We start from the raw sequence: 20,339 nt of genomic DNA, 5'->3' as shown, positions 1-20,339 counted from the left end.
AGGCCGCCCATGCAGCTCCTCGAGGCCATCATCCTGGGCATCGTCCAGGGTCTGACCGAGTTCCTGCCGATCTCCTCGAGCGCCCACCTGCGCATCGTGGGGGAGTTCCTGCCGTCCGCGCAGGACCCCGGCGCCACCTTCACCGCGATCACTCAGATCGGGACCGAACTGGCCGTGCTGGTGTACTTCTGGAAGAAGATCACCCGCATCATCGGTCGCTGGTTCCGCTCGTTCAACGGTTCGGTCCCGCGTGACGATGCCGACGTTCGTCTCGGCTGGATCGTCATCATCGGTACCCTGCCGATCGGCGTTCTCGGGTTCCTGTTCCAGGACGTCATCCGCGACACCTTCCGCAATCTCTGGCTCGTCGCGATCGTGCTCATCGTCTTCGGCCTCATCCTCGGGGCGGCCGACGCGCTCGGGCGACGCGTCCGGACCGAGAAGGACCTGACGTACGGTCACGGTCTGGCCCTCGGGTTCGCGCAGGCGCTCGCGCTCATCCCGGGCGTATCGCGCTCGGGCGCCACCACGACGATGGGGCTCGCGCTGGGGTACACCCGGCCCGCGGCCGCAGAGGTCGCGTTCCTCCTCGCCGTGCCGGCCGTGTTCGGCAGCGGTCTCTACGAGCTGCTGCAGGCGATCCGTGAGCCGGGAGCGTCGGTGTTCTCGCTCGTCGACACCGCCGTGGCCACCGTCGTCGCCTTCGGCGTGGGACTCGCCGTGATCGCCTTCCTGATGCAGTACCTCAAGCGCGGCAGCTTCCTGCCGTTCGTGCTCTATCGTGTCGGGCTCGGAGCGGTGCTGATCGTTCTGCTCTCGCTCGGAGTCCTGCAGGCGTACTGAGCCGGCCGGACGGTCGCGGCGCGCGTCTCAGCGATGCGGGCCGCGACCGAGGCCACGGCCGTCGCCGCCGTCGCCCCGGTGCCGGAGGTACCTCTCGAACTCCTGCGCGATGGCGTCCCCCGAAGCTTCGGGGGAGTCCCACGTGTCGCGGGTCTGCTCCAGCTGACGGATGTACTCCGTCATCTCCTCGTCGTCAGCCGCCGCGGCGTCGATGGTCGCCTCCCAGGCGAGCGCATCACCCGGCAGCGAGCCGCGGGCGACCTTGGCGCCCGTGATGCCCTCGAGCTTGTCGAGAAGCGCCAGGGTCGCTTTCGGCGACGGCGAGTGGCCCGCGACGTAGTGCGGCACGCTCGCCCACAGTGCCGCCGTAGGGATCCCGGCCTCCTCCGCCGCAGCGGCGATGACCGACAGGATGCCGACGGGGCCTTCGTAGGTCGAGCGCTCGAGACCGAGCGCCGTGCGCAGCTCTTCGTTGTCGCTTCCGCTGAAGACGGTGATGGGACGAGTGTGGGGAACGTCGCTCATCATCGAGCCGAGCGCGACCACACCGGTGATGTCCTCGCTCAGCGCCGCATCCACCAGCTCGGCCGCGAACGACTTCCAGGCACGCGCTGGTTCGGCGCCGCTGAGGACCCATAGACGCGTGCCGCGTGCCGTCGCGCGCGGTCGCCAGATCGTCGCATCCGGCCATTTCAGCGAGCGGCGGCCGTCAGCGTCGGCCTGGACGTGCGGCCGCGTGTACATGTAGTCGAAGTACAGTTCGGGATCGACCGAGTAGACGGCGTCATAGGGACGGGATTCGCGAAGCTGTGTCGCGGCGGCGGTCGCGGCTTCGCCGGCATCGTTCCACCCGTCGAACGCGACCACGAGGACGCGGCGTCCCAGACTGTTCAACCCGTCCTCCGTTCCGAGCCGGCTCGCTCTGCGCGAGCGGGTCTGCTCCACGATACGCCGAGGCCAGCGCATGCGGGTCGGGCCACGCGGCGTCTCACCCCTGCATCGGTAACATGGTGCGGATGACTTCTCGTTCCCCTGCCGCGGTCCTCTGGGACATGGACGGCACGCTCGTCGACACCGAACCGTACTGGATGGCGGCCGAGGGTCCGCTCGTCGAGAGCTTCGGGGGAGTGTGGACGCCCGAGCAGGCGCTCAGCCTCGTCGGACTCGGGCTCGAGGACTCCGCGCGCATCCTGCAGAATGCCGGTGTCCGGATGCAGACGCGCGAGATCATCGACCACCTCACCGAGACGGTCTCGGGTCAGTTGCGCCGCGGCGGCACTCCGTTCCGCCCGGGTGCGCGCGAGATGCTCTCCGGGCTCCGCGAAGCCGGGATCAAGACGGCGCTCGTGACCATGTCGATGCGCAGCATGGCCGACACAGTCGTGTCGTCTATCCCGTTCGAGGCGTTCGACGTCGTCATCGCCGGCGACGAGGCGGCACGCCCCAAGCCGTTCCCCGACCCCTACCTCCAGGCGTGCGCAGCGCTCGGGGTCGATGTCGCCGACACCGTCGCCATCGAGGACTCACCCAACGGCCTGCGTTCGGCGGTCGCCTCCGGCGCCGTCGCACTCGGAGTACCGCTGATGGTCCCACTGCACGGCCTCGGTGCTCACGCTCTCTGGGACTCCCTCGCGGGGCGCTCGGTGGCAGACCTGGCCGATCTCTTCACCCGCCACCGACTCGGAGCTTCCGCATGACCGACGACCTCCAGCCCCGCGGCCCCTTCCGTTACGGCGACCGCGTCCAGCTGACCGGCCCCAAGGGACGGATGCACACGATCACCCTCCGAGAGGGCGGCGAGTTGCACACCCACCACGGCGTGCTGCGCCACGAGGTCCTCGTCGGCCAGCCCGACGGGTCGGTGGCGACCAACAGCGGTGGGCACGAGTACCTGGCACTCCGCCCCCTGCTGCGCGACTTCGTGATGTCGATGCCCCGTGGTGCCGCGATCGTGTACCCGAAGGATGCGGCTCAGATTCTGGCCGCGGCCGACATCTTTCCCGGCGCCACCGTCGTCGAGGCCGGTGTCGGCTCGGGCGCGCTGTCGCTCTGGCTGCTTCGGGCGATCGGCGACCACGGACGGCTCGTGTCATTCGAGCGACGCGCCGAGTTCGCAGAGGTCGCCGAGGCGAACGTCGCCACGTTCACAGGCGGTACCCCCGCGAACTGGTCGGTCATCGTCGGCGATCTCGTCGAGAGCCTGCCCGACGCCGTCGAGCCGGGGACGGTCGACCGGGTGGTCCTCGACATGCTCGCGCCGTGGGAGTGCATCGACGCCGTCGCCGACGCGCTCGCCCCCGGGGGCGTCGTGCTCTGCTACGTCGCCACTGCTACCCAGCTCAGCCGTGTCGCCGAGTATCTCCGCGGCACGGGCCTGTTCACCGATCCCGACGCGTCCGAGACGATGATCCGCGGCTGGCACGTCGAGGGTCTGGCCGTGCGCCCGGACCACCGGATGGTGGCTCACACCGGATTCCTCATCACCGCCCGCCGCCTCGCTCCGGGGGCCATCCCGCCCGATGTCCGGAAGCGCGCGCTGAAGAAGCCGTCGTACGACGATGCGGACGTCGAGATCTGGACGCCGGGAGCCGTCGGCGACCGCGAGATCACGGACAAGAACCTCCGCAAGCGCGTCCGCGAAGCGCAGCGGGCCGCGCGGAGCTCGCTCTCCGTTCCGGACGGGCACGACGACGACTCCGCGTAGACTGCTGCGGTGCGTAGGATCATCGCCGCCGCCGGCGCTCTCTCTCTGACCGTGCTCGCCCTGACGGCCTGTGCCACGCCGTCCTCGGGCTCAGCGTCGTGCACGCGGGACGTGTCCGAGTCCTCGGCCCTCGATCTCGTCGACGTCAGCGACAGCCCCGTCGGCACGAAGCCCACCGTCGCCCTCTCGGCGCCGGTCCACGTCGACGGTCTCGCAGCACGCGACACCGTGACGGGAGACGGTCGTGCGGTGACGAGCGACGCACAAGACGTCGTCTTCGACCTCACGGTCCTCGACGGGTCATCGGGTGCGCCGATCGCGGCATCGGGATACACCGGCGAGCTGTCGGAGGTTTACCCGCTCGACAGCTGGGATGCCACATTCCCGGGCCTCGTCGACGCCCTGCACTGCGCGACCGAAGGCTCGCGCGTCGTGATGGCGCTCGGCCCGGACGAGGTGACGGCCGACACTCGTGCACGGTTCGGCATGGCGGAAGACGCCACGACGGTCGTCGTCCTCGATCTGCAGAAGGTGTATCTCGCCGCCGCTGACGGTGCCGAGCAGTTCAACGATCGGGCCGGCATGCCCTCGGTCGTGGTCGCTCCTGACGGACGCCCCGGCATCGTCATCCCCGACAACGACCCGCCCAGCGACCTCGCGATCGAGGTGCTGAAGAAGGGCGACGGTGAAGAGGTCACCGGCGATGTGCCGGTGCGCGTGCACTACACCGGCGTGACGTGGGCCGACAAGAAGGTCTTCGACAGCACGTGGGGTCAGGGCGCGCAGCCGATGGAGCTCGACAAGACGATCCCCGGGTTCGCCGAAGCGCTCCGAGGCCAGACCGTCGGCTCGCAGATCCTCGTGGTGATCCCGCCCGACCAGGGTTACGGCGACACGGCCCAGGGCGGCATCCCCGCCGATTCGACGCTCGTGTTCGTCGTCGACATCCTCGGCCTCGACGCCGCGTCCTGAGTCGGGGGACGACGGCCACGCCTAGAATCGAAGGCGTGTCCGTCTCGCCCACTCGCGTTCCGCCCGAGGAACGCCTGGTCAATCTCGTCGTCGCCCTCATGGCGACCGAGCAGGGCGTGACGAAAGACACCATCCTGGGTTCGGTCTCCGGTTATCGAGAGCAGGCAGAAGCGGGCGCCCGACGCGAAGCGCTCGAGAAGATGTTCGAACGCGACAAGGAGAACCTGCGCGGTTTGGGCGTCCCGATCGAGACGATCGGCGACTATGCCGACCCCGACGACCTACGCGAAGCGCGCTACCGGATCCCGCCGACGGAGTACGAGCTGCCCGCAGACATCGGCTTCACCCCAGCCGAGCTCGCTGTGCTGACGCTGGCCGGGGGAGTGTGGGGCGAGCAGACGCTCTCGGCGGGCGCTCGGTCGGGACTGCGGAAGATCCGCTCCCTCGGGATCGAGGTCGATGAGCCGATCATCGGCTTCGCCCCGCGACTCGATCTTCACGACTCGTCTTTCCTGCCGTTGCAGCGCGCCATCGAGCAGGCTCGCGAGGTGGAGTTCGACTATCTGCGCCCGGGGTCCGATCGGCCGCGACGACGACGTGTGCGGCCTCTCGCGCTCGTCGAGTTCGAGGCACGCTGGCACCTGTTCGGGTGGGATGCCGGTGTCGATGCCGAGCGGACGTTCCTGCTGTCGCGCATCGTCGCGGACGTCGTCGTGACTCGGCAGAATTTCGACGCCGCGCTTCGTGCCGGCGCCGGAGAACGCGCCTTGTCGGGACTGCGCGACGTCGCCCACCGTCAGAGCGCCGACGTCACCGTCGTCCCCGGCACGGAGGCTGAGCTGCGGCTGCGCCGACGCTCTCTCGCCGAGGCCTCGAGCGGACGACGGCTGCGCATCCCCTTTGTGGATCTCGAGGTGTTCGCCGACGAGCTCGCCTCCTACGGACCGGAGGCGATGGTGCACGCGCCGGCCGATCTGCGCGACGCGGTCGTGCAGCGCCTCCGCGGTGCCCTTGACCGATCGGCGGTGACGTCGTGAGTGCCCAGCCCATCGTCGCAACCGACCGCGCGGCCCTGATCATGCAGCTCGTTCCGTACCTCATCGCCCAAGGAGAGGTGACGGTGGCCGACGCAGCGCGCGATTTCGACGTCGAGCCGCAGCAGATGCGCTCGATGGTCGAGAAGCTCACCGTGATCGGGCTTCCCGGCGAGGGCGGCTTCTGGCAGATGGCCAACGACCTCTTCGACATCGACTGGGACCTCCTCGACCGCGAGGACCGCATCGTCATCACCAACACCGTGGGGTTGCAGCGATCGCCGCGGCTCACCGCGCGCGAGGCCGCAGCGCTGCTCGCCGGTCTGCAGCTGGCGGCATCCGTCCCGGGTGTCGGCGACAGCGGTATCGTCCAGGGGCTCCTCGCCAAGCTCGCGCGCGGGGCGGGCCAGACTCCCGCCGACGTCATCGTCGCCCCGGCGCCGGTCGATGACGTTCGCGAGACGGTGGCGCGAGCGCTGCGCGAGCGCGTCGCCCTGGCGTTCACCTACACAGCACCGGACGGCGCGCCGACGACGCGCACCGTCGACCCGGTGAAGGTGACGATCTCCGCCGGCCGCTGGTACCTGCAGGGATGGTGCCACACACGTCGCGCGATGCGCACTTTCCACCTCGATCGCGTGACCGACCCGGCGCTCACCGAGATCCCGGCCCTTCACTCGACGGAGCCGGTGCCCGAGCTGTTCGAGCCGGGCGACGACGAGATCCTCGCCGAGATCCGCTACCCGCATCATGCGGCGACGATCGTGGGCGAATTCCTGACGAACGCAGAGGTGCGCGACGAGGGCGGATCGCAGACGGCGATGATCCGCGTCGCCGACCCCCGTTCGCTCAAACGACTGGTCGCCCGCAGCGGGGGGAGCATCGAGGTCCTCGCACCGGCCGAGGCCCGGCGTGCCGCCCGCGATTGGGCCCGAGCCGGTCTCGATCAGTACGCCTGAGACGGGCTTCCCGCCGGGTGCGCGGGTTAGACTGTGCGAAACGATCGATGGGGAGACTCAATGAGCAATCTGTTCGCAGGCCCGCACCTGTGGATCCTACTCATCGTCATTCTGCTGCTTTTCGGCGCTGCGAAGCTGCCGGCGCTGGCGAAGAGCATGGGACAGTCCGCCCGCATCTTCAAGGGCGAGATGAAGGCCATGAAGGAAGACGATGCCACGGCCGGCACCGCCGCCTCGACGACCGCTGACGTCGCGCCCGTCGAGAAGCCTGCGGACCCGAAGAGCGGTCCCGCAGCTCCCACACCGTAGCGCCGCGTGGTGACGGCTGAGCGCACGCGCTCAGGGGCGGACGGTGCGCCCCGGCGCGACAAGCGCATGTCCCTCGGGCAGCACCTCGTCGAGCTGCGGCGACGCCTCATCATCTCGGCGCTCGCCCTGGTGGTCTCGATGGTGGTGTCGTTCTTCCTCACCGACTGGATCATCTGGGCGATGACCGAGCCGATCCGCGTCGTCGCGGAGCAGCGAGGCGACACCGAAGCGGTGAAGCTCATGTACTCGACGATCACCGGACCGTTCGACATGCGCCTGCGCATCTCGTTCTCGGTCGGCATCATCCTCTCTGCTCCCATCTGGCTCTGGCAGATCTGGGCATTCCTCATGCCCGGACTGACCCGGAAAGAGATCCGGTACACGGTCGGATTCGTCTCGGCCGCGGTTCCCCTCTTCTTCGCCGGTGTCTACACCGGCTGGCTCGTCATGCCGCACATCGTCGAGATCATGGCGACGTTCTCGCCGGAGGCGTCGGCGAACTTCTACGAGGGCAAGTACTACTACGACTTCGTCTTCAAGCTCCTGCTCGTCGTCGGGGTCGCGTTCATCATTCCCGTGTTCCTCGTCGCGCTGAACTTCGCCGGCATCATGAGCGGGAAGGCGATCCTCAAGGGATGGCGCGTCGCCATCCTCATCGCCGTCGTCTTCTCGGGCCTGGCAACCCCCGCCGCCGACATCGTGAGCATGCTGATGCTGGCGGCGATCCTGACGGTGCTCTATTTCGCGGCCGCGGCGCTCTCACTCCTCCTCGACCTGCGCCGGTCGCGTCGCGCGCCCGAGCTCACTGTCCCCGGCCCGCCCCCGATGACTGATCCGCTCCCGTGAGCGCGTCCAGCCCCGCGGAGCGGTTCCTCGCCGCGCAGTCGGCCCGGGCCCACCCGCTGACCGCGGCGTTCGCCGACATGCAGCGATTCGATCTCGACCCGTTCCAAATCGCCGGATGTCACGCCCTCGAGGACGGGCGGAGCGTCCTCGTCGCCGCGCCCACGGGAGCCGGCAAGACGATCGTGGGCGAGTTCGCGATGCACCTGGCCATGCTCGAGCCCGACACGAAGGCGTTCTACACGACGCCCATGAAGGCCCTGTCGAACCAGAAGTTCCGCGAGCTGGTCGACGTGTACGGCGAGGATGAGGTCGGCCTGCTCACCGGCGACACGAACATCAACGGCAACGCACGCATCGTGGTCATGACCACCGAGGTGCTGCGGAACATGCTCTACGCCGACTCGCCGGCCTTGCGTGGCCTCCGCTACGTCGTGATGGACGAGGTCCACTACCTGGCCGATCGGTTCCGAGGCGCCGTGTGGGAGGAGGTCATCATCCATCTCCACCGCTCGGTGCGGATGGTGGCGCTCTCGGCGACGGTCTCGAACGCGGAGGAGTTCGGCGACTGGCTCGACACCGTGCGAGGCGATACCGCCGTCGTGGTCTCCGAGATCCGTCCCGTTCCTCTCGAACAGCACGTTCTGGTCCGCGGCGATCTGCTGCCGCTGTTCGACGACCGGGCGGGTGTGGCGACTGCGCAGGTCAACCAGGAGCTGACCCGCCTGCGCTCGCCCCAGGGCCAGCGATACGACAGCAACCGGCGGTCGCACGGCTACCGGGGTGCGGGGGGCCGCGAGGCTCATCGCAAGCACCGTGGCGGACAGGGGTCGGGACGCCCCGCGGCCGCGCAGCGCCTCGAACGCCTCGACCGACCGGCTGTCGTCGAACTCCTGGGCCGGGCCAATCTGCTGCCCGCGATCTTCTTCATCTTCAGCCGCGCAGGGTGCGACGGAGCGGTCCAACAGGTGCGCAGGTCGGGTATCCGGCTCACGACACCCGAGGAACGGGATGAGATCCGCGCCATCGTGGATCGCCGCACCCGCGCGCTCGCGCAGGAAGACCTGGCAGTGCTGGGGTTCTGGGAGTGGCGCGACAACCTCGAGCGCGGCGTCGCGGCCCACCACGCCGGACTGCTGCCGGCGTTCAAGGAGGTCGTCGAGGAGCTCTTCCAGCGCAAGCTCGTCAAGGCGGTCTTCGCGACGGAGACGCTGGCGCTGGGCATCAACATGCCCGCACGCACCGTCGTCCTCGAGAAGCTCGAGAAGTTCAACGGCGAAGCACGCGTGGCGATCACTTCGGGGGAGTACACCCAGCTGACCGGGCGCGCCGGTCGCCGGGGCATCGATGTCGAAGGGCACGCGGTCATCCAATGGAGCGACGGTCTCGACCCGCAGTCGGTCGCCGCGCTGGCGTCGCGGCGCACGTACCCGCTGAACTCCAGCTTCCGCCCCACGTACAACATGGCCGTGAACCTCATCGACCGCTTCGGTCGCGACCGCGCACGTGAGATCCTCGAGTCGTCGTTCGCCCAGTTCCAGGCCGACCGGTCCGTCGTCGGCCTCGCGCGCCAGGTCAAGGAGAAGGAGCAGACGCTCGACGGCTACGCCCGCTCCATGACGTGCGAGCGGGGGGATTTCGCGGAGTACTCCGGCATCCGTCGCGAGCTGAGCGACCTCGAGAAACTCAATCGCAACGACCGCACCGCACCGGCACGCATCCGTCAGCGCCGTCAGGACGAGCTGGCCGGCCTTCGCAAGCGGATGCAGCGGCACCCCTGCCACGACTGCCCGGACCGGGAGCACCATGCCCGGTGGGCCGAGCGCTACTGGCGGCTGCGCCGCGACGTGCAGAAGCTGCGGCAGCAGATCGACACGCGCACCGGCACCGTGGCGCGGGTGTTCGATCGAGTCGTCGACGTCCTGACCGCCCTCGACTACGTCTCGGTCGACAGCGACGGCACCACCGCGCTGACCGAGGCGGGCGCCACGATGCGTCGGATCTACGGTGAACGCGACCTCCTCGTGGCCGAGGCGCTCCGCCGGGGCCTGTGGCGCGAGCTCGATCCCGCCGGTCTGGCGGCCCTCGCGTGCAGTCTTGTCTACGAGCCGCGCCGCGAGAGCGACGGTCCGGGCGAGTACGGGCTTCCGCGAGGCGTCTTCCGAACGGCACTGGCCGAGACGCAAGAGCTGTGGGCGGTCCTCGACGACCTCGAACAGGACCACCGCCTGCCCGGCACCGAGCCGGTGGCCACGGGCCTCGCGAAGGCCATGCATTCGTGGGCACGCGGCATGATGCTCGATCGCGTCCTGCTCGAGGCCGACATGGCCGCCGGCGACTTCGTGCGCTGGGCGAAGCAGACGATCGATCTCCTCGATCAGCTCTCGCTCGTCGCCGACGCCGATCTGGCGCGGACAGCGCGTGCCGCGCTGGATGCCGTCCGGCGCGGCATCGTCGCATACTCCGGCGTCTAGGCTCGAACACGTGCCCGACTCGTCTCCGGCCGCGGTGCGGCCTCTGATACCGCTGTGGCTGGCACTGGTCGGCGCCGTCGTCGGCGGTGCGGTTCTGGACGCCGCATTCCCCGACATCGGGTGGTGGCCGCTGGCGTTCGCCGGTGTCGCGTTCGCTCTCGCCGGTCTGATCGGGCGCTCGGCGTGGGGTGCGCTCGCGGTCGGGGCCGTCTTCGGAGCGTCCTTCTACTTCATCCACATCTCGTGGATCACCCGTTATCTCGGGCCCATCCCGTGGTTCGGACTCGCCGGCATCGAGACGCTCTTCTTCGCGGTCGGCTCGATCCCCATCGCTCTTGCGTACCGCTGGGTCCCGCGTCTGCTGCCAAGCCAGGGAGCACGACTGATCGCCCTCCCCGCCCTGGTCGCGGGACTGTGGACTGCGCGCGAGCTCTTCATGGGGTCATGGCCCTACACCGGCTTCCCCTGGGGCCGCGTCGGCATGAGTCAGTCCGAGAGCCCGCTCGCGCACGTCGCGTCCTGGACCGGGGTGGCGGGCCTGACATTCCTCATGGTGTTCGTCCCAGCGGCGGTCATCGAGTGGCTGCGCCTGGGCAGGCTGCGCGACCTCCGCACGGCGCTCCCGGCGGCCGTCGTCGCCGTCGCGCTCGTGGCGCTGCCCGCTTTCCCGACGACGGATGCCGGGACGTACCGCGTCGGTTCCGTCCAGGGCGACGGCCCCACGGGATACTTCGATTCTCGCGAGCCCTACGACGTCCTGCGCTCGCAGCTCGCGGCCACACAGCCGATCATCGACGAGCCCATGGACCTTCTCGTCTGGCCGGAGGGCGGCATCGATGCGGACCCGCTGTCGAATGCGTCCGTCGTCGACACGCTCGATCGGCTGTCGGCGCGCATCGAGGCGCCGTTGCTGGTCAACGCAGCCACGCAGCGCGGTGACGACATCTACAACACGTCGATGCTCTGGCGGGCTGGCGCCGACAATCCCGTCGCGATCCACGACAAGTCACGCCCGGTTCCCATGGGCGAGTACGTCCCCGACCGGTGGTTCTTCGAGCTGATCGTCCCAGACCTCATCGGTCTCATCCAGCGCGAGTACACACCGGGAACGAACCCGCCCTTCATGGACGTCTCCGGCATCGGCGTCGGGCTCGCGATCTGCTTCGACGTGCTCTACGACGACGTGATCTGGACGGGTGCACGTGACGGTGCGCAGCTCTATGTCTTCCAGACCAACAACGCCGATTTCCGCGACACGGACGAGAATCTCCAGCAGCTCGCGTTCGCGCGCATGCGCGCCATCGAGACCGGCCGAGCGGTCGTGAACATCTCGACGGTCGGCACGAGCCAGGTCATCGCGCCCGACGGCACGGAGATCGACGGCCTGCCGGCGGCGGAGGCCGGTGCGATGATCACCGAGGTGCCGCTGCGCACCGGACTCACGCCCGCCGTCATCGTCGGCGGCGCTGTGCAGGTCATCCTCGGCTGGGGAAGCCTCCTGGCTCTCCTCGCTTGCGGCGTCGCCGTCGCGGTCGCGCGACGACGCTCACGCAGCACGTCCGCGACATGAGAATGCCGTCGGTCCCGAAGGACCGACGGCATTCGCGCGGAGCTGGAGGCTCAGGCGCTCAAGCGGGAGCCGCGGCGCTCGCGGAGCATGGCCAGACGCTCCTCGAGCAGTTCCTCGAGCTCGGGGATCGTGCGGCGTTCGAGCAGCATGTCCCAGTGGGTTCGGGCGGCCTTGTCGCCCGAGTGATCGACCTCGACGACGCCCTCGCCTACGCGCAGGAGAGCCTCGGCGCCGCACGCGCGGCACTCCCAGGTCTCGGGCGCCTCCGCGTCGGCGGCGAACGTCATGACGGTCTCGTGCGCACAGCGCGAACACACGTACGTGTGGTTGACCCGGTCGTGGAAGACGACGCCCTCTTCGCTCTGTAGGCTCGAGGCGCCGAGTCGGATGCCGCGCAAGCTGCGGTCTGCCATTGTGTGGTCCTCTCGTCGGCTATCAGTTGTAACGTGCGCGGCTGTGTGCATCATCCGAAGAAGGGATGGTCTTCGGGGTTTCACAGCCGATGTTCAGCGTGTCGGGGTATTCAGCGCTCTTCCGCCACGATGGTCATCGCGCGGTCGGCTCGGTCCGTGACGATACCGTCGACGCCGGCCGCGAGCAGGCGTCTCATGCCGTCCGCGTCGTTGACCGTCCAGACGTGCATCTCGACACCCGCACGGTGGACCGCGCGGATCATTCGGGGGGAGACGATGCGGATGGGCCCCCGACGCTCGGGAACCTGCACCGCGTCGATGCCGCGCAACGCACGACCTATCAACCATGGCACACCTGACGCGACGGCTGCGACGAGAGCCGCGATCCGGATCGTGCCTGCCGACGTCGCGGGGCGTCCCCCGGCATCGTGGGCGGCGCGGAGTGCGCGTTCGCGTGTGCGGTCGGAGAAGCTGGTGAGCAGCACCCGATCCGCATGCGGCGCCACCAGGCGCCCGACCGTCTCTGCAGCCGATTCGGCTTTGACGTCGAGGTTGAAGAACAGCGTGGGAAACGCGTCGAGGGCTTGTGCGAGCGTCACCAGCCCGCCGCGGTCGGCCATGAGATCTTCGAGCTCGCGGTCTCCGACATCCGCGATCGGGCGCGGATCTCCGGCGACCCGCGAGAGATCGGAGTCGTGGAACAGGATCACCGTCCCGTCCGCGCTCAGATGGCAGTCCGACTCGACGTACCGCACGCCGAGCGCGTGTGCCGCAGCGAAGGCCGCGAAGGTGTTCTCGACGATGCCCTCAGAATCCGCCGGCACGAAACCGCGGTGCGCGAGAACCCGAGGACGCTCCGAGCCGAAGTACGGGTGCGTCACGGCGCGGGAGGAGCAGGACGGTCCGCCGGTGCCGCCGGGCGGTCGTCCCGACGACCCGCGAATCCGGCGCTCATGCTCTTGAGAGCCTCCGTGAACTCGCTCGGGATGATCCAGAGCTTGCTCGACGCGCTGTCGCTGATCTTCGGAAGGGTCTGCAGGTACTGATAGGCCAGCAGCTTGTCGTCGGGGTTGCCGTCGTGGATAGCCTGGAACACCGACTGGATCGCAGCCGACTCGCCCTCGGCCCGCAGAATCTGTGCCTGCTTGTCTCCCTCGGCCTTCAGGATCTCCGCTTGACGGCGGCCCTCCGCCTCCAGGATCTGCGATTGCTTCGACCCTTCGGCGGTGAGGATGGCGGCACGACGATCGCGCTCGGCGCGCATCTGCTTCTCCATCGAGTCCTGGATCGAGGTGGGCGGGTCGATCGCCTTGAGCTCGACGCGCGAGACGCGGATGCCCCACTTGCCGGTCGCCTCGTCGAGCACGATGCGCAGCTGACCGTTGATGTTGTCGCGGCTCGTCAGCGCTTCTTCCAGATTGAGACCGCCGACGACGTTTCGAAGCGTCGTGGTCGTGAGCTGCTCCACGGCACCCAGATAGTTGTTGATCTCGTAGGTGGCGGCCCGCGCGTCGGTCACCTGGAAGTAGACGACGGTGTCGATCGAGACGACGAGGTTGTCTTCGGTGATCACGGGTTGCGGCGGAAACGACACCACCTGCTCGCGCATGTCGACGAGCGGCAGCACCCGGTCGATGAACGGCACGAGCAGGTTGAGCCCGGGGGAGAGGGTGCGCTGGTATCGGCCCAGCCGTTCCACGACTCCCGCATAGGCCTGCGGGATGATGCGGATGGCTCGGAAGAGCACGACGATCACGAAGATCGCCAGAACCACGAGAAGCACGATCACGAAGATCTGACCGACGAAAGCGCCGACATCAACCATGGGTGTTCTCCTTCGGGTCGGGGGATTGCGAGGGGGAACCGACCTCCACGGTGGCGCCCCGCACGGCGCGGACGACGAGACGGGAACCGACGGGGGCCTCGCCCGGCTCGCCCACGAGACGAGCGGTCCACGTCTCACCGTTGTCGAGCTTGACCGAACCGGCGCCGTCGACGAACGGGACGAGGACGCGCGCGCCGAGGCCTGCGAGAGCGTCGACATTGGTCGGGATGTGCTGACTGCTGCGGTGGAGAGCGCGCAGGAGGAGCGGTCGGATCGTGAAAAGGAGCAGGGCCGAGACGGCAGCGGCCGCCGCGACCTGCAGCCACCACGGGGCGCCGAGAAGATTCGTTCCCAGTCCGCCGACGAGCGTACCGCCCGCGAGCATGAGGAAGGTGAACTCGAGGGTGAGCAGTTCGACGATCACGAAGATCAGGGCCAGCACGAGCCACGCTATCCACAGGTATTGCGTGAGATCGGGCAACATCGGCGCTCCTTCGTCCCTCATCCGAACCTATCAGTCGGGGGTTCGATCCGGGCCGGTTGATAGGCTCGTGCGGTGCCGGCGGTCCGCCGTGCCGAGAGCCTTTCTTCCCCGCAGGAGCGCCACATGACTCAGCCCCTTCCCGCCGGAACCCTCACGGGTCGCACGGCACTGGTGACCGGATCGTCGCGCGGAATCGGCGCGGACACCGCGCGCTACCTGGCACAGGCGGGCGCGAACGTCGTCATCAACTTCCGCAACAAGGCTCCCCGCGCCGAGAAGCTGGCCGCGGAGCTGCGAGAGCTCGGCGTCGAGGTCCTCGTGGTCGGCGCTGATCTGACCGACCGCGCCTCCGTCGACGAGATGTTCGCCGCCGTCCGCGAGACCTTCGGCCGCCTCGACCTCCTCGTGCTCAATGCATCAGGCGGCATGGAGGGCGGCATGGCCGAGGACTACGCCCTCACCTTGAACCGTGACGCGCAGCTCGGCACCCTCGATGCGGCGCTGCCGCTGCTCGAAGACGGGTCGCGTGTCGTGTTCGTGACCAGCCACCAGGCGCACTTCATCCGCACGACGCCGACGATGCCCGAGTACGAGGCGGTCGCCCTGTCGAAGCGGGCGGGCGAGGACGCTCTCCGCGAGCGCGTGGGCGAGCTGACCGAACGGGGCATCGGATTCGTCGTCGTGTCGGGAGACATGATCGAGGGCACCATCACCGCGACGCTGCTGGAGCGGGCGAACCCGGGCGCCATCGAGACGCGCCGCGAGTCGGCCGGAAAGCTCTACAACGTCTCGGAGTTCGCCGCCGAGATCGCCCTCGCCGCCGTCGAACCGATTCCCGCTGACAACACGCGCGTCGTCGGAGACATCTCGTCCTTCGGCGGCGAGTGACCATGCGCCCCACCGACATCGAGGCGCTGATCGCTGTCGGGCGTCCGACGGTCGCTGCCGACGGTTCCTTCGCCGTGTTCGCGACATCTCGCCCCGACATCGCCGCCGATCGGAACGTGGGGCAGCTCTGGCGCGTCGACCTGCCGTCGGGCCAGCCGCACCGACTCACGCGCGGTGTCGCGGACGCCTCTCCGAGGCTCTCGCCCGACAGCCGACACGTCGCCTTCCTCCGCGGAGACGCCGACGGCAAGCCGCAGATCCACGTGATCGCGGCATCCGGCTCGGAAGCGATTCAGGTGACGGACGCACCCCTCGGTGTCGGGTCCTTCGCCTGGTCACCCACGGGCGAGCTCCTCGCCTTCACCGCACGCATACCTGAACGCGGGCGTTACGGCACCGTCGACGGGCTGTCTCCCGACGCGGAATCCGCCCGGCGGATCACCGGCATCCGCTGGCATGCGAACGGTCTCGGGTACATCGCGGACCGCCCCGCTCAGGTCTTCGTCGTCGCCGCACCAGACCTCCATTCCGAGCCGACGTACACTCCCGCCCCGGCACCGGATTCCGGCTCCTCGGACGCCCCGCGGAAGGTTCCGGAGCACGCACGTCAGCTCACCTCCGGTGCGCTCTCGCACGACGGGGTCGTGTTCACCGCCGACGGCTCGGAGATCCTCACGACGACGGACGGGATCGAGCACGAGCGTCGGGACCTTCGCTCGCCGCTGATCGCGATCGATATCGACGGAACGGGGGAGCGGGTCGTCGTTCCCGCGACCCTGTCGATCGTCGACGTCACCGTCGCCTCCGACGGCACCATCGCGTTCCTGGCCTCCGACCCGGGCCCGGACGGCACCGACTTCGTCGCGCCCGGCGTCGCGCTCTGGGTGCTCGAGGGTGACGAGCCCCGTCGGCTCACCGACCCCGAGACGATCGACCTCGGCGAAGTGGGCTCGCACATCACGCCGATCGGCGATGACTTCCTGGTGCAGAACCGTACGCGCGGCGAAGTGCACCTGCTGCGGGTCTCGCGCGACGGCGCGGCCACGCGCCTCCGTCGCGGCATGGAGGTCGTCGGCCACGCCGCCGATGCCGCAGGCGAGCGCATCGTCTGCGCCGTAGCCACCAATCGGTCGGCCGGCGAGCTTCTCCTCCTCGACGGCGAAGGCATCGAGGCGCGGTTGCTGACGTCATTCGGAGATGCCGCCAGCCGCGCCGGATTCGTCCTCCCGCGCGAGCTCGAGGTGAACGCACCCGACGGCTACCCGGTACACGGTTGGGTCGCGACGCCCCAGGGCGAGGGACCCTTCCCCGTCCTGCTGCAGATTCATGGCGGTCCGTACGCGTCCTACGGCGTGCACCTCTTCGACGAGACGCAGGTCCTGGTCGGGGCGGGCTACGCCGTCGTCTATTGCAATCCCCGGGGCAGCGCTGGATACGGGCGCGCCCACGGCCGCAGCATCCGGGGCCGTATGGGAACCGACGATCTGAGTGACGTCCTCGCCTTCCTCGACGGAGCCGTGGCGTCGGATGCGCGACTCGACGGCGGCCGCGTCGGCATCCTGGGCGGGTCGTACGGCGGCTACCTGACGGCGTGGACGATCGCGCACGACCACCGGTTCGCGGCCGCTGTCGTCGAGCGCGGCTTCCTCGATCCCGAGACGTTCCAGGGAACGAGTGACATCGGCTCGTTCTTCGGTGACGAGTACGTCGGCACCGAGGCGGCCGCGATCCGAGCGCAGAGCCCGATGGCCGTCGTGAAGGACGTCACCACGCCGACCCTGGTGATCCATTCGGAGCTCGATTTCCGGTGCCCCCTGGAACAGGCCACCCGCTACTACACGGCATTGCGCCGCCAGGGCACGGAGGCGGAGCTCCTCGTGTTCCCCGGCGAGGACCACGAGCTCACCCGTTCGGGGCGGCCCCGTCACCGCGTGGAACGGTTTGAGGCCCTCCTCGAGTGGTGGGGACGCCACCTCCCGGCGTGACGACCGTCCCGGTCAGGGCCGGAACGAGAGCCCCCGGATGATGTTGACGATGCCGAGGGCCACGGCCGAGATGCCGAGCAGCCACCAGAGCACCAACACGCCCCACAGCGGTGTGAACAGCAGCATGACGCCGGCGATGATCGAGAGGATCGCGAACGCGATCGTCCACCCTCGCGACGACGACTCGCTCACGACCGACAGCGAGACGGCGCCCTCGACGATCCACATGATGCCCACCAGCACGCCGAGGAACACGGCGAACGACGCGGTGAAGGCTGCGAGGTTGGCGAATGCCACGATGCCGACGATCACGAAGAAGAGGCCGAGCGCGACGTGCCCGACGCGCGCCCAGCCGCGCTTCGTCCGCGAGAGGATCCCGAGGGCGGCGTAGACGATACCCGCGATGATCGCGTAGGCGGCGATGATGCCGGTGAGGACCTGCGCCGTGCGACCGGGCCAGATGAGAATGAGCAGGCCGAGGATCAGCGTCAGGATGCCGCCGACGATGAACGACGTCCGCAGCGATCTGACGAATCTTCCGGCGATGTTCTCTGCAGTTGCCATGACGGAACCTCCTTCGCGGGAGCGGAGCACCCCCGACACGCCACACGCTAGTGCACCGGGAGGGCGGGCGTCAGAGCCCCGGATGCGGCCCCGCGCGGTGCCGGGCTGATCAGCCGAGGATGAGAGTGGCACCCAGCAGGACGGGGACGCACCCGAGGGTCGTCAAGAAGACCGTGTCGCGCGAGATGGTCTCGCCGATGTCGTAGCGCTGCGCAAAGTTGAAGACGTTCTGCGCGGTCGGAAGTGCTGCGAGCACGGTGACCGCCAGGATGTCGGCGGGGGAGAGGTCGAAGACGAGAGCGGCCACGGCCCACGCCACGAGCGGCATGGCGATCAGCTTCAGACCTGCCGCCAGCAGGATGTCTCGCCGACGGCCGGAAGCGGACAGCACGCGCTGTCCGTGCAGCGACATCCCATAGGCGATGAGGAGAACCGGCACGCATGCGTCGGCGATGAGCTGGAGCGGGTCGAGCACGAGAGGGGGCAGTTCCAGCCCCGAGACCGACACGATGACGCCCGCGACCGAGGCGATGACGATCGGGTTGCCGACGGTCCGTTTGAGGATCGGGAGCGGCCGCCGCTGTCCCGTCGTGACGGCCTCGAGGATCGCCATCGTGATCGGGGTGAACACGATGAGCTGCATCAGGATGACCGGCGCCGGCAGCGCGGCTGAGCCCAGGAGGTAGAGCGAGAGCGGGATCCCGATGTTGTTGGAGTTCACCTGCCCGGCCGACAGCATTCCGATGAGCGTCTCACCGACCGAACGACGCCACGCGAGTCGAGCGATCAGCGCGTAGACGACGAACATCGACGCCGCAGCGATGGCGGAGACGGGCAGCAGTGCCGAGAACAGCGTCGAGACGTCGGCCTGCGAGAGCACGACGAACATGAGGAAGGGCGACAGGACGAAGAAGATCAGTCGCGCGAGCACCGGGCGGCCGTGCGGCCCGAGCAGATCGATGCGGCCGATGACGTATCCGACGATGATCGCGACCCCGACGACGACGAATCCGGTCACGACCTGCACCCTCCGAGCCTAGGGGAGTGGGCGCGTTGACCCGGCTCACAGCCGCCACTTCGTACGGTGGAACGACGGCGAGAGCGAGGTGATCGGATGAGGCGCAACGTGCGTTACCTGCAGCTGGCGGGCGTTCAGCTGGCGGCGATAGCGGTGACGATCCTGGTGTGCGTGTTCACGGCGTCCGGCCAGTACGCGGATCAGGCCGCCATGGTCGCCACGACAGCGTCCGGAAATCCCGTCCTTCGCGCGGCTCAGCACGTCAGCGCGAACTACATCATCGTGGTCGCCGCCGTGACGATGCTCGTCGGCATCACCGCCGCCCTCGTGCGGCGGCGCTTCGCCGAGGCTGCGGCGGCATCCGTGATCTTCGTCGGGTCGAGTGTCGTGACACAGGTGCTGAAGCACGAGGTCATCGCACGCCCGGATCTGGCGAGCGGCTGGGGCGCATATGGCAACTCACTGCCGTCCGGCCATGCCACCATCGCGATCGCCGCGGCGTGCGCCGCATTGTTCGCGGCACCGAACCGGATCAAGTTCGTCCTCGCACCGGTTCTGGTCACCTGGGCCGCCGTCGCCGGCATGGGTGTGATCGCCGCCGGATGGCATCGACCGAGCGATGTCGTCACGGCGAGCCTCGTCGTGGGGTTCTGGTACACGATTGCCGCGCTGATCGTCACGGCGGCGCGTCACCGTCATGGGCAGGCCGCGGCCGTCCTGACCCGTCCGCAGCGCCGGCTGCGCGGTCTCGCACCCGTCCTGGTCATGGGCGGCGCGATCACGGCCGTCGCGCTGAGTGCGTTCTACGCGTCTGGTTCCGGGCGCACGCTCGTCACGGCTGTCTTGACGGTGGTCACGATCATTGCGACGGTTCTCGGTGCACTTGCCGTCAGTGGCGGGATGCCGTCGGCCCGTTCCCGCAGGGCCTCAGTGGCTTCTGCCGTTTGATCCGATAATGCACATTATGTCAGTTCGACGGTGAGCTCGTCGGTGCGCACCTTCCCCATCGGCTCGAGATCGAGCACTCGCGAACCGCCGCTTCCATCTCGAATGCCGCACCATCGTCCCGATACGGTTGTGAGATGAAGACACCGACGCGTCTCGACGAAGCGATGCAGGCATGACCCACGATGCCGCGATGCCGAGACGACGCGTCACGCTGGATCTCCGCCGACCCGTGCTCCACCTGATTCCCGGCGTGCGCCCGACTATCGTGATCGACGGCCGCGGACAGCCCGCGCAATGGGGCGTCGGCACCTGGCTCGTGCCCGCCGACGAGGCCGTGGAGATCACCGTCTTCCTCTTCAATCGCTTGTGGCGGTTCGGCGAGGCTCGAGCGGTGCTGCATCCCGCGGACACCGGCCTCGCCTATCGCGCTCCCCTGGTCCCCATAGGCCCAGGTCGCATCCTGGCCACCTCCGGATGAACCTCGTCGCGCCGACCTGCATTCGTAC

At 68.8% G+C, this 20,339-nt stretch carries 21 protein-coding genes; 14 read left to right on the top strand and 7 right to left on the bottom strand.

All coding sequences use genetic code 11. The annotated features are described in order from the left end of the window. The first annotated feature begins 9 nt into the window (after window positions 1–9). Entirely contained in the window at window positions 10–843 is an 834-nt protein-coding gene (locus ACI2K6_RS01310; RefSeq protein WP_112614784.1) for an undecaprenyl-diphosphate phosphatase, read from the top strand. Window positions 844–870: 27 nt separating this feature from the next. Here ACI2K6_RS01310 and ACI2K6_RS01305 read toward each other — a convergent pair whose 3' ends face one another. Further along, complete coding sequence (locus ACI2K6_RS01305) at window positions 871–1,737, bottom strand: PAC2 family protein (protein WP_274177893.1); 867 nt, start codon at window positions 1,735–1,737, stop codon at window positions 871–873. A gap of 122 nt (window positions 1,738–1,859) precedes the next feature. On the opposite strand from ACI2K6_RS01305, the gene ACI2K6_RS01300 reads away from it, so the two are divergent. The 9 genes from ACI2K6_RS01300 (at window position 1,860) to lnt (ending at window position 11,708) form a co-directional block, all read left to right on the top strand. Continuing rightward, window positions 1,860–2,540, top strand: a complete 681-nt coding sequence (locus tag ACI2K6_RS01300) for an HAD family phosphatase (RefSeq protein ID WP_274177894.1) — start codon at window positions 1,860–1,862, stop codon at window positions 2,538–2,540. Next, a complete protein-coding gene (locus ACI2K6_RS01295; protein WP_112614788.1) occupies window positions 2,537–3,547 on the top strand; it encodes a tRNA (adenine-N1)-methyltransferase in 1,011 nt (336 codons plus the stop codon). The genes ACI2K6_RS01300 and ACI2K6_RS01295 overlap by 4 nt, the downstream gene beginning before the upstream one ends. Before the next feature lie 9 nt (window positions 3,548–3,556). Next, window positions 3,557–4,519 carry an FKBP-type peptidyl-prolyl cis-trans isomerase gene (locus tag ACI2K6_RS01290; RefSeq protein ID WP_112614790.1) on the top strand — a complete coding sequence of 321 codons (963 nt, stop codon included), beginning with the start codon at window positions 3,557–3,559 and terminating at the stop codon, window positions 4,517–4,519. Between the two features lie 98 nt (window positions 4,520–4,617). Beyond that, window positions 4,618–5,556, top strand: coding sequence for a helix-turn-helix transcriptional regulator (locus ACI2K6_RS01285; protein WP_404568563.1), 939 nt, complete (start codon window positions 4,618–4,620; stop codon window positions 5,554–5,556). Next, window positions 5,553–6,512, top strand: a complete 960-nt coding sequence (locus ACI2K6_RS01280) for a YafY family protein (protein WP_112614792.1) — start codon at window positions 5,553–5,555, stop codon at window positions 6,510–6,512. Before ACI2K6_RS01285 ends, ACI2K6_RS01280 begins: the two co-directional genes overlap by 4 nt. A gap of 60 nt (window positions 6,513–6,572) precedes the next feature. After that, window positions 6,573–6,821, top strand: coding sequence for a twin-arginine translocase TatA/TatE family subunit (locus tag ACI2K6_RS01275; protein WP_181574133.1), 249 nt, complete (start codon window positions 6,573–6,575; stop codon window positions 6,819–6,821). A gap of 66 nt (window positions 6,822–6,887) precedes the next feature. Then, window positions 6,888–7,667: a twin-arginine translocase subunit TatC gene (tatC, locus tag ACI2K6_RS01270; protein ID WP_112615165.1), complete on the top strand. Its 780-nt coding sequence runs from the start codon at window positions 6,888–6,890 to the stop codon at window positions 7,665–7,667. After that, a complete protein-coding gene (locus ACI2K6_RS01265; protein WP_404567806.1) occupies window positions 7,664–10,138 on the top strand; it encodes a DEAD/DEAH box helicase in 2,475 nt (824 codons plus the stop codon). Before tatC ends, ACI2K6_RS01265 begins: the two co-directional genes overlap by 4 nt. Next, window positions 10,098–11,708 carry an apolipoprotein N-acyltransferase gene (lnt, locus tag ACI2K6_RS01260; RefSeq protein ID WP_404568562.1) on the top strand — a complete coding sequence of 537 codons (1,611 nt, stop codon included), beginning with the start codon at window positions 10,098–10,100 and terminating at the stop codon, window positions 11,706–11,708. The genes ACI2K6_RS01265 and lnt overlap by 41 nt, the downstream gene beginning before the upstream one ends. 50 nt (window positions 11,709–11,758) lie before the next feature. Here the strand turns inward: lnt and ACI2K6_RS01255 are convergent, their stop codons facing one another. The 4 genes from ACI2K6_RS01255 to ACI2K6_RS01240 all read right to left on the bottom strand — a co-directional run bounded on the left by ACI2K6_RS01255 (window position 11,759) and on the right by ACI2K6_RS01240 (window position 14,430). After that, a complete protein-coding gene (locus ACI2K6_RS01255) occupies window positions 11,759–12,121 on the bottom strand; it encodes an RNA polymerase-binding protein RbpA (RefSeq protein ID WP_112614794.1) in 363 nt (120 codons plus the stop codon). A gap of 110 nt (window positions 12,122–12,231) precedes the next feature. Continuing rightward, window positions 12,232–13,002 carry a glycerophosphodiester phosphodiesterase family protein gene (locus tag ACI2K6_RS01250; protein ID WP_404567805.1) on the bottom strand — a complete coding sequence of 257 codons (771 nt, stop codon included), beginning with the start codon at window positions 13,000–13,002 and terminating at the stop codon, window positions 12,232–12,234. Next, a complete protein-coding gene (locus tag ACI2K6_RS01245; RefSeq protein WP_114589502.1) occupies window positions 12,999–13,946 on the bottom strand; it encodes an SPFH domain-containing protein in 948 nt (315 codons plus the stop codon). The genes ACI2K6_RS01250 and ACI2K6_RS01245 overlap by 4 nt, the downstream gene beginning before the upstream one ends. Then, on the bottom strand, window positions 13,939–14,430 hold the full coding sequence (locus tag ACI2K6_RS01240; RefSeq protein WP_269266204.1) for an NfeD family protein: 492 nt from the start codon (window positions 14,428–14,430) through the stop codon (window positions 13,939–13,941). Before ACI2K6_RS01240 ends, ACI2K6_RS01245 begins: the two co-directional genes overlap by 8 nt. 123 nt (window positions 14,431–14,553) lie before the next feature. Here ACI2K6_RS01240 and ACI2K6_RS01235 point away from each other — a divergent pair, with 123 nt between their 5' ends. Further along, window positions 14,554–15,318 carry an SDR family oxidoreductase gene (locus ACI2K6_RS01235; RefSeq protein WP_274177897.1) on the top strand — a complete coding sequence of 255 codons (765 nt, stop codon included), beginning with the start codon at window positions 14,554–14,556 and terminating at the stop codon, window positions 15,316–15,318. Window positions 15,319–15,320: 2 nt separating this feature from the next. After that, entirely contained in the window at window positions 15,321–17,303 is a 1,983-nt protein-coding gene (locus ACI2K6_RS01230) for a S9 family peptidase (RefSeq protein WP_274177898.1), read from the top strand. A gap of 12 nt (window positions 17,304–17,315) precedes the next feature. Here the strand turns inward: ACI2K6_RS01230 and ACI2K6_RS01225 are convergent, their stop codons facing one another. Both ACI2K6_RS01225 and ACI2K6_RS01220 read right to left on the bottom strand, forming a co-directional pair. After that, entirely contained in the window at window positions 17,316–17,867 is a 552-nt protein-coding gene (locus ACI2K6_RS01225; RefSeq protein WP_323987692.1) for a DUF308 domain-containing protein, read from the bottom strand. A 109-nt stretch (window positions 17,868–17,976) separates the two neighbouring features. Continuing rightward, complete coding sequence (locus ACI2K6_RS01220; RefSeq protein WP_282500981.1) at window positions 17,977–18,894, bottom strand: AEC family transporter; 918 nt, start codon at window positions 18,892–18,894, stop codon at window positions 17,977–17,979. Window positions 18,895–18,981: 87 nt separating this feature from the next. Here ACI2K6_RS01220 and ACI2K6_RS01215 point away from each other — a divergent pair, with 87 nt between their 5' ends. Together ACI2K6_RS01215 and ACI2K6_RS01210 are read left to right on the top strand one after the other, a co-directional pair. Next, entirely contained in the window at window positions 18,982–19,833 is an 852-nt protein-coding gene (locus tag ACI2K6_RS01215; RefSeq protein ID WP_404567801.1) for a phosphatase PAP2 family protein, read from the top strand. Between the two features lie 190 nt (window positions 19,834–20,023). Continuing rightward, window positions 20,024–20,311, top strand: coding sequence for a hypothetical protein (locus ACI2K6_RS01210; protein ID WP_282500983.1), 288 nt, complete (start codon window positions 20,024–20,026; stop codon window positions 20,309–20,311). The last annotated feature ends 28 nt before the right edge of the window (window positions 20,312–20,339 follow it).

The organism is Microbacterium sp. NPDC006705 (assembly GCF_044903545.1).
In the GTDB taxonomy this organism is placed as follows: domain Bacteria; phylum Actinomycetota; class Actinomycetes; order Actinomycetales; family Microbacteriaceae; genus Microbacterium; species Microbacterium plantarum.
This window is presented reverse-complemented; position numbering and strand designations above follow the sequence as displayed.

Bases quoted from the DNA above. Each gene is read 5' to 3' on its own strand.
- ACI2K6_RS01235 (WP_274177897.1), top strand. From the start codon at position 14,554: ATGACTCAGCCCCTTCCCGCCGGAACCCTCACGGGTCGCACGGCACTG.
- ACI2K6_RS01295 (WP_112614788.1), top strand. From the start codon at position 2,537: ATGACCGACGACCTCCAGCCCCGCGGCCCCTTCCGTTACGGCGACCGC.
- ACI2K6_RS01310 (WP_112614784.1), top strand. From the start codon at position 10: ATGCAGCTCCTCGAGGCCATCATCCTGGGCATCGTCCAGGGTCTGACC.
- ACI2K6_RS01230 (WP_274177898.1), top strand. From the start codon at position 15,321: ATGCGCCCCACCGACATCGAGGCGCTGATCGCTGTCGGGCGTCCGACG.
- ACI2K6_RS01225 (WP_323987692.1), bottom strand. From the start codon at position 17,867: ATGGCAACTGCAGAGAACATCGCCGGAAGATTCGTCAGATCGCTGCGG.
- ACI2K6_RS01255 (WP_112614794.1), bottom strand. From the start codon at position 12,121: ATGGCAGACCGCAGCTTGCGCGGCATCCGACTCGGCGCCTCGAGCCTA.
- ACI2K6_RS01210 (WP_282500983.1), top strand. From the start codon at position 20,024: ATGCCGAGACGACGCGTCACGCTGGATCTCCGCCGACCCGTGCTCCAC.
- ACI2K6_RS01285 (WP_404568563.1), top strand. From the start codon at position 4,618: ATGGCGACCGAGCAGGGCGTGACGAAAGACACCATCCTGGGTTCGGTC.
- ACI2K6_RS01215 (WP_404567801.1), top strand. From the start codon at position 18,982: ATGAGGCGCAACGTGCGTTACCTGCAGCTGGCGGGCGTTCAGCTGGCG.
- ACI2K6_RS01275 (WP_181574133.1), top strand. From the start codon at position 6,573: ATGAGCAATCTGTTCGCAGGCCCGCACCTGTGGATCCTACTCATCGTC.
- ACI2K6_RS01300 (WP_274177894.1), top strand. From the start codon at position 1,860: ATGACTTCTCGTTCCCCTGCCGCGGTCCTCTGGGACATGGACGGCACG.
- tatC (WP_112615165.1), top strand. From the start codon at position 6,888: ATGTCCCTCGGGCAGCACCTCGTCGAGCTGCGGCGACGCCTCATCATC.
- lnt (WP_404568562.1), top strand. From the start codon at position 10,098: ATGCCGTCCGGCGCGGCATCGTCGCATACTCCGGCGTCTAGGCTCGAA.
- ACI2K6_RS01245 (WP_114589502.1), bottom strand. From the start codon at position 13,946: ATGGTTGATGTCGGCGCTTTCGTCGGTCAGATCTTCGTGATCGTGCTT.
- ACI2K6_RS01240 (WP_269266204.1), bottom strand. From the start codon at position 14,430: ATGTTGCCCGATCTCACGCAATACCTGTGGATAGCGTGGCTCGTGCTG.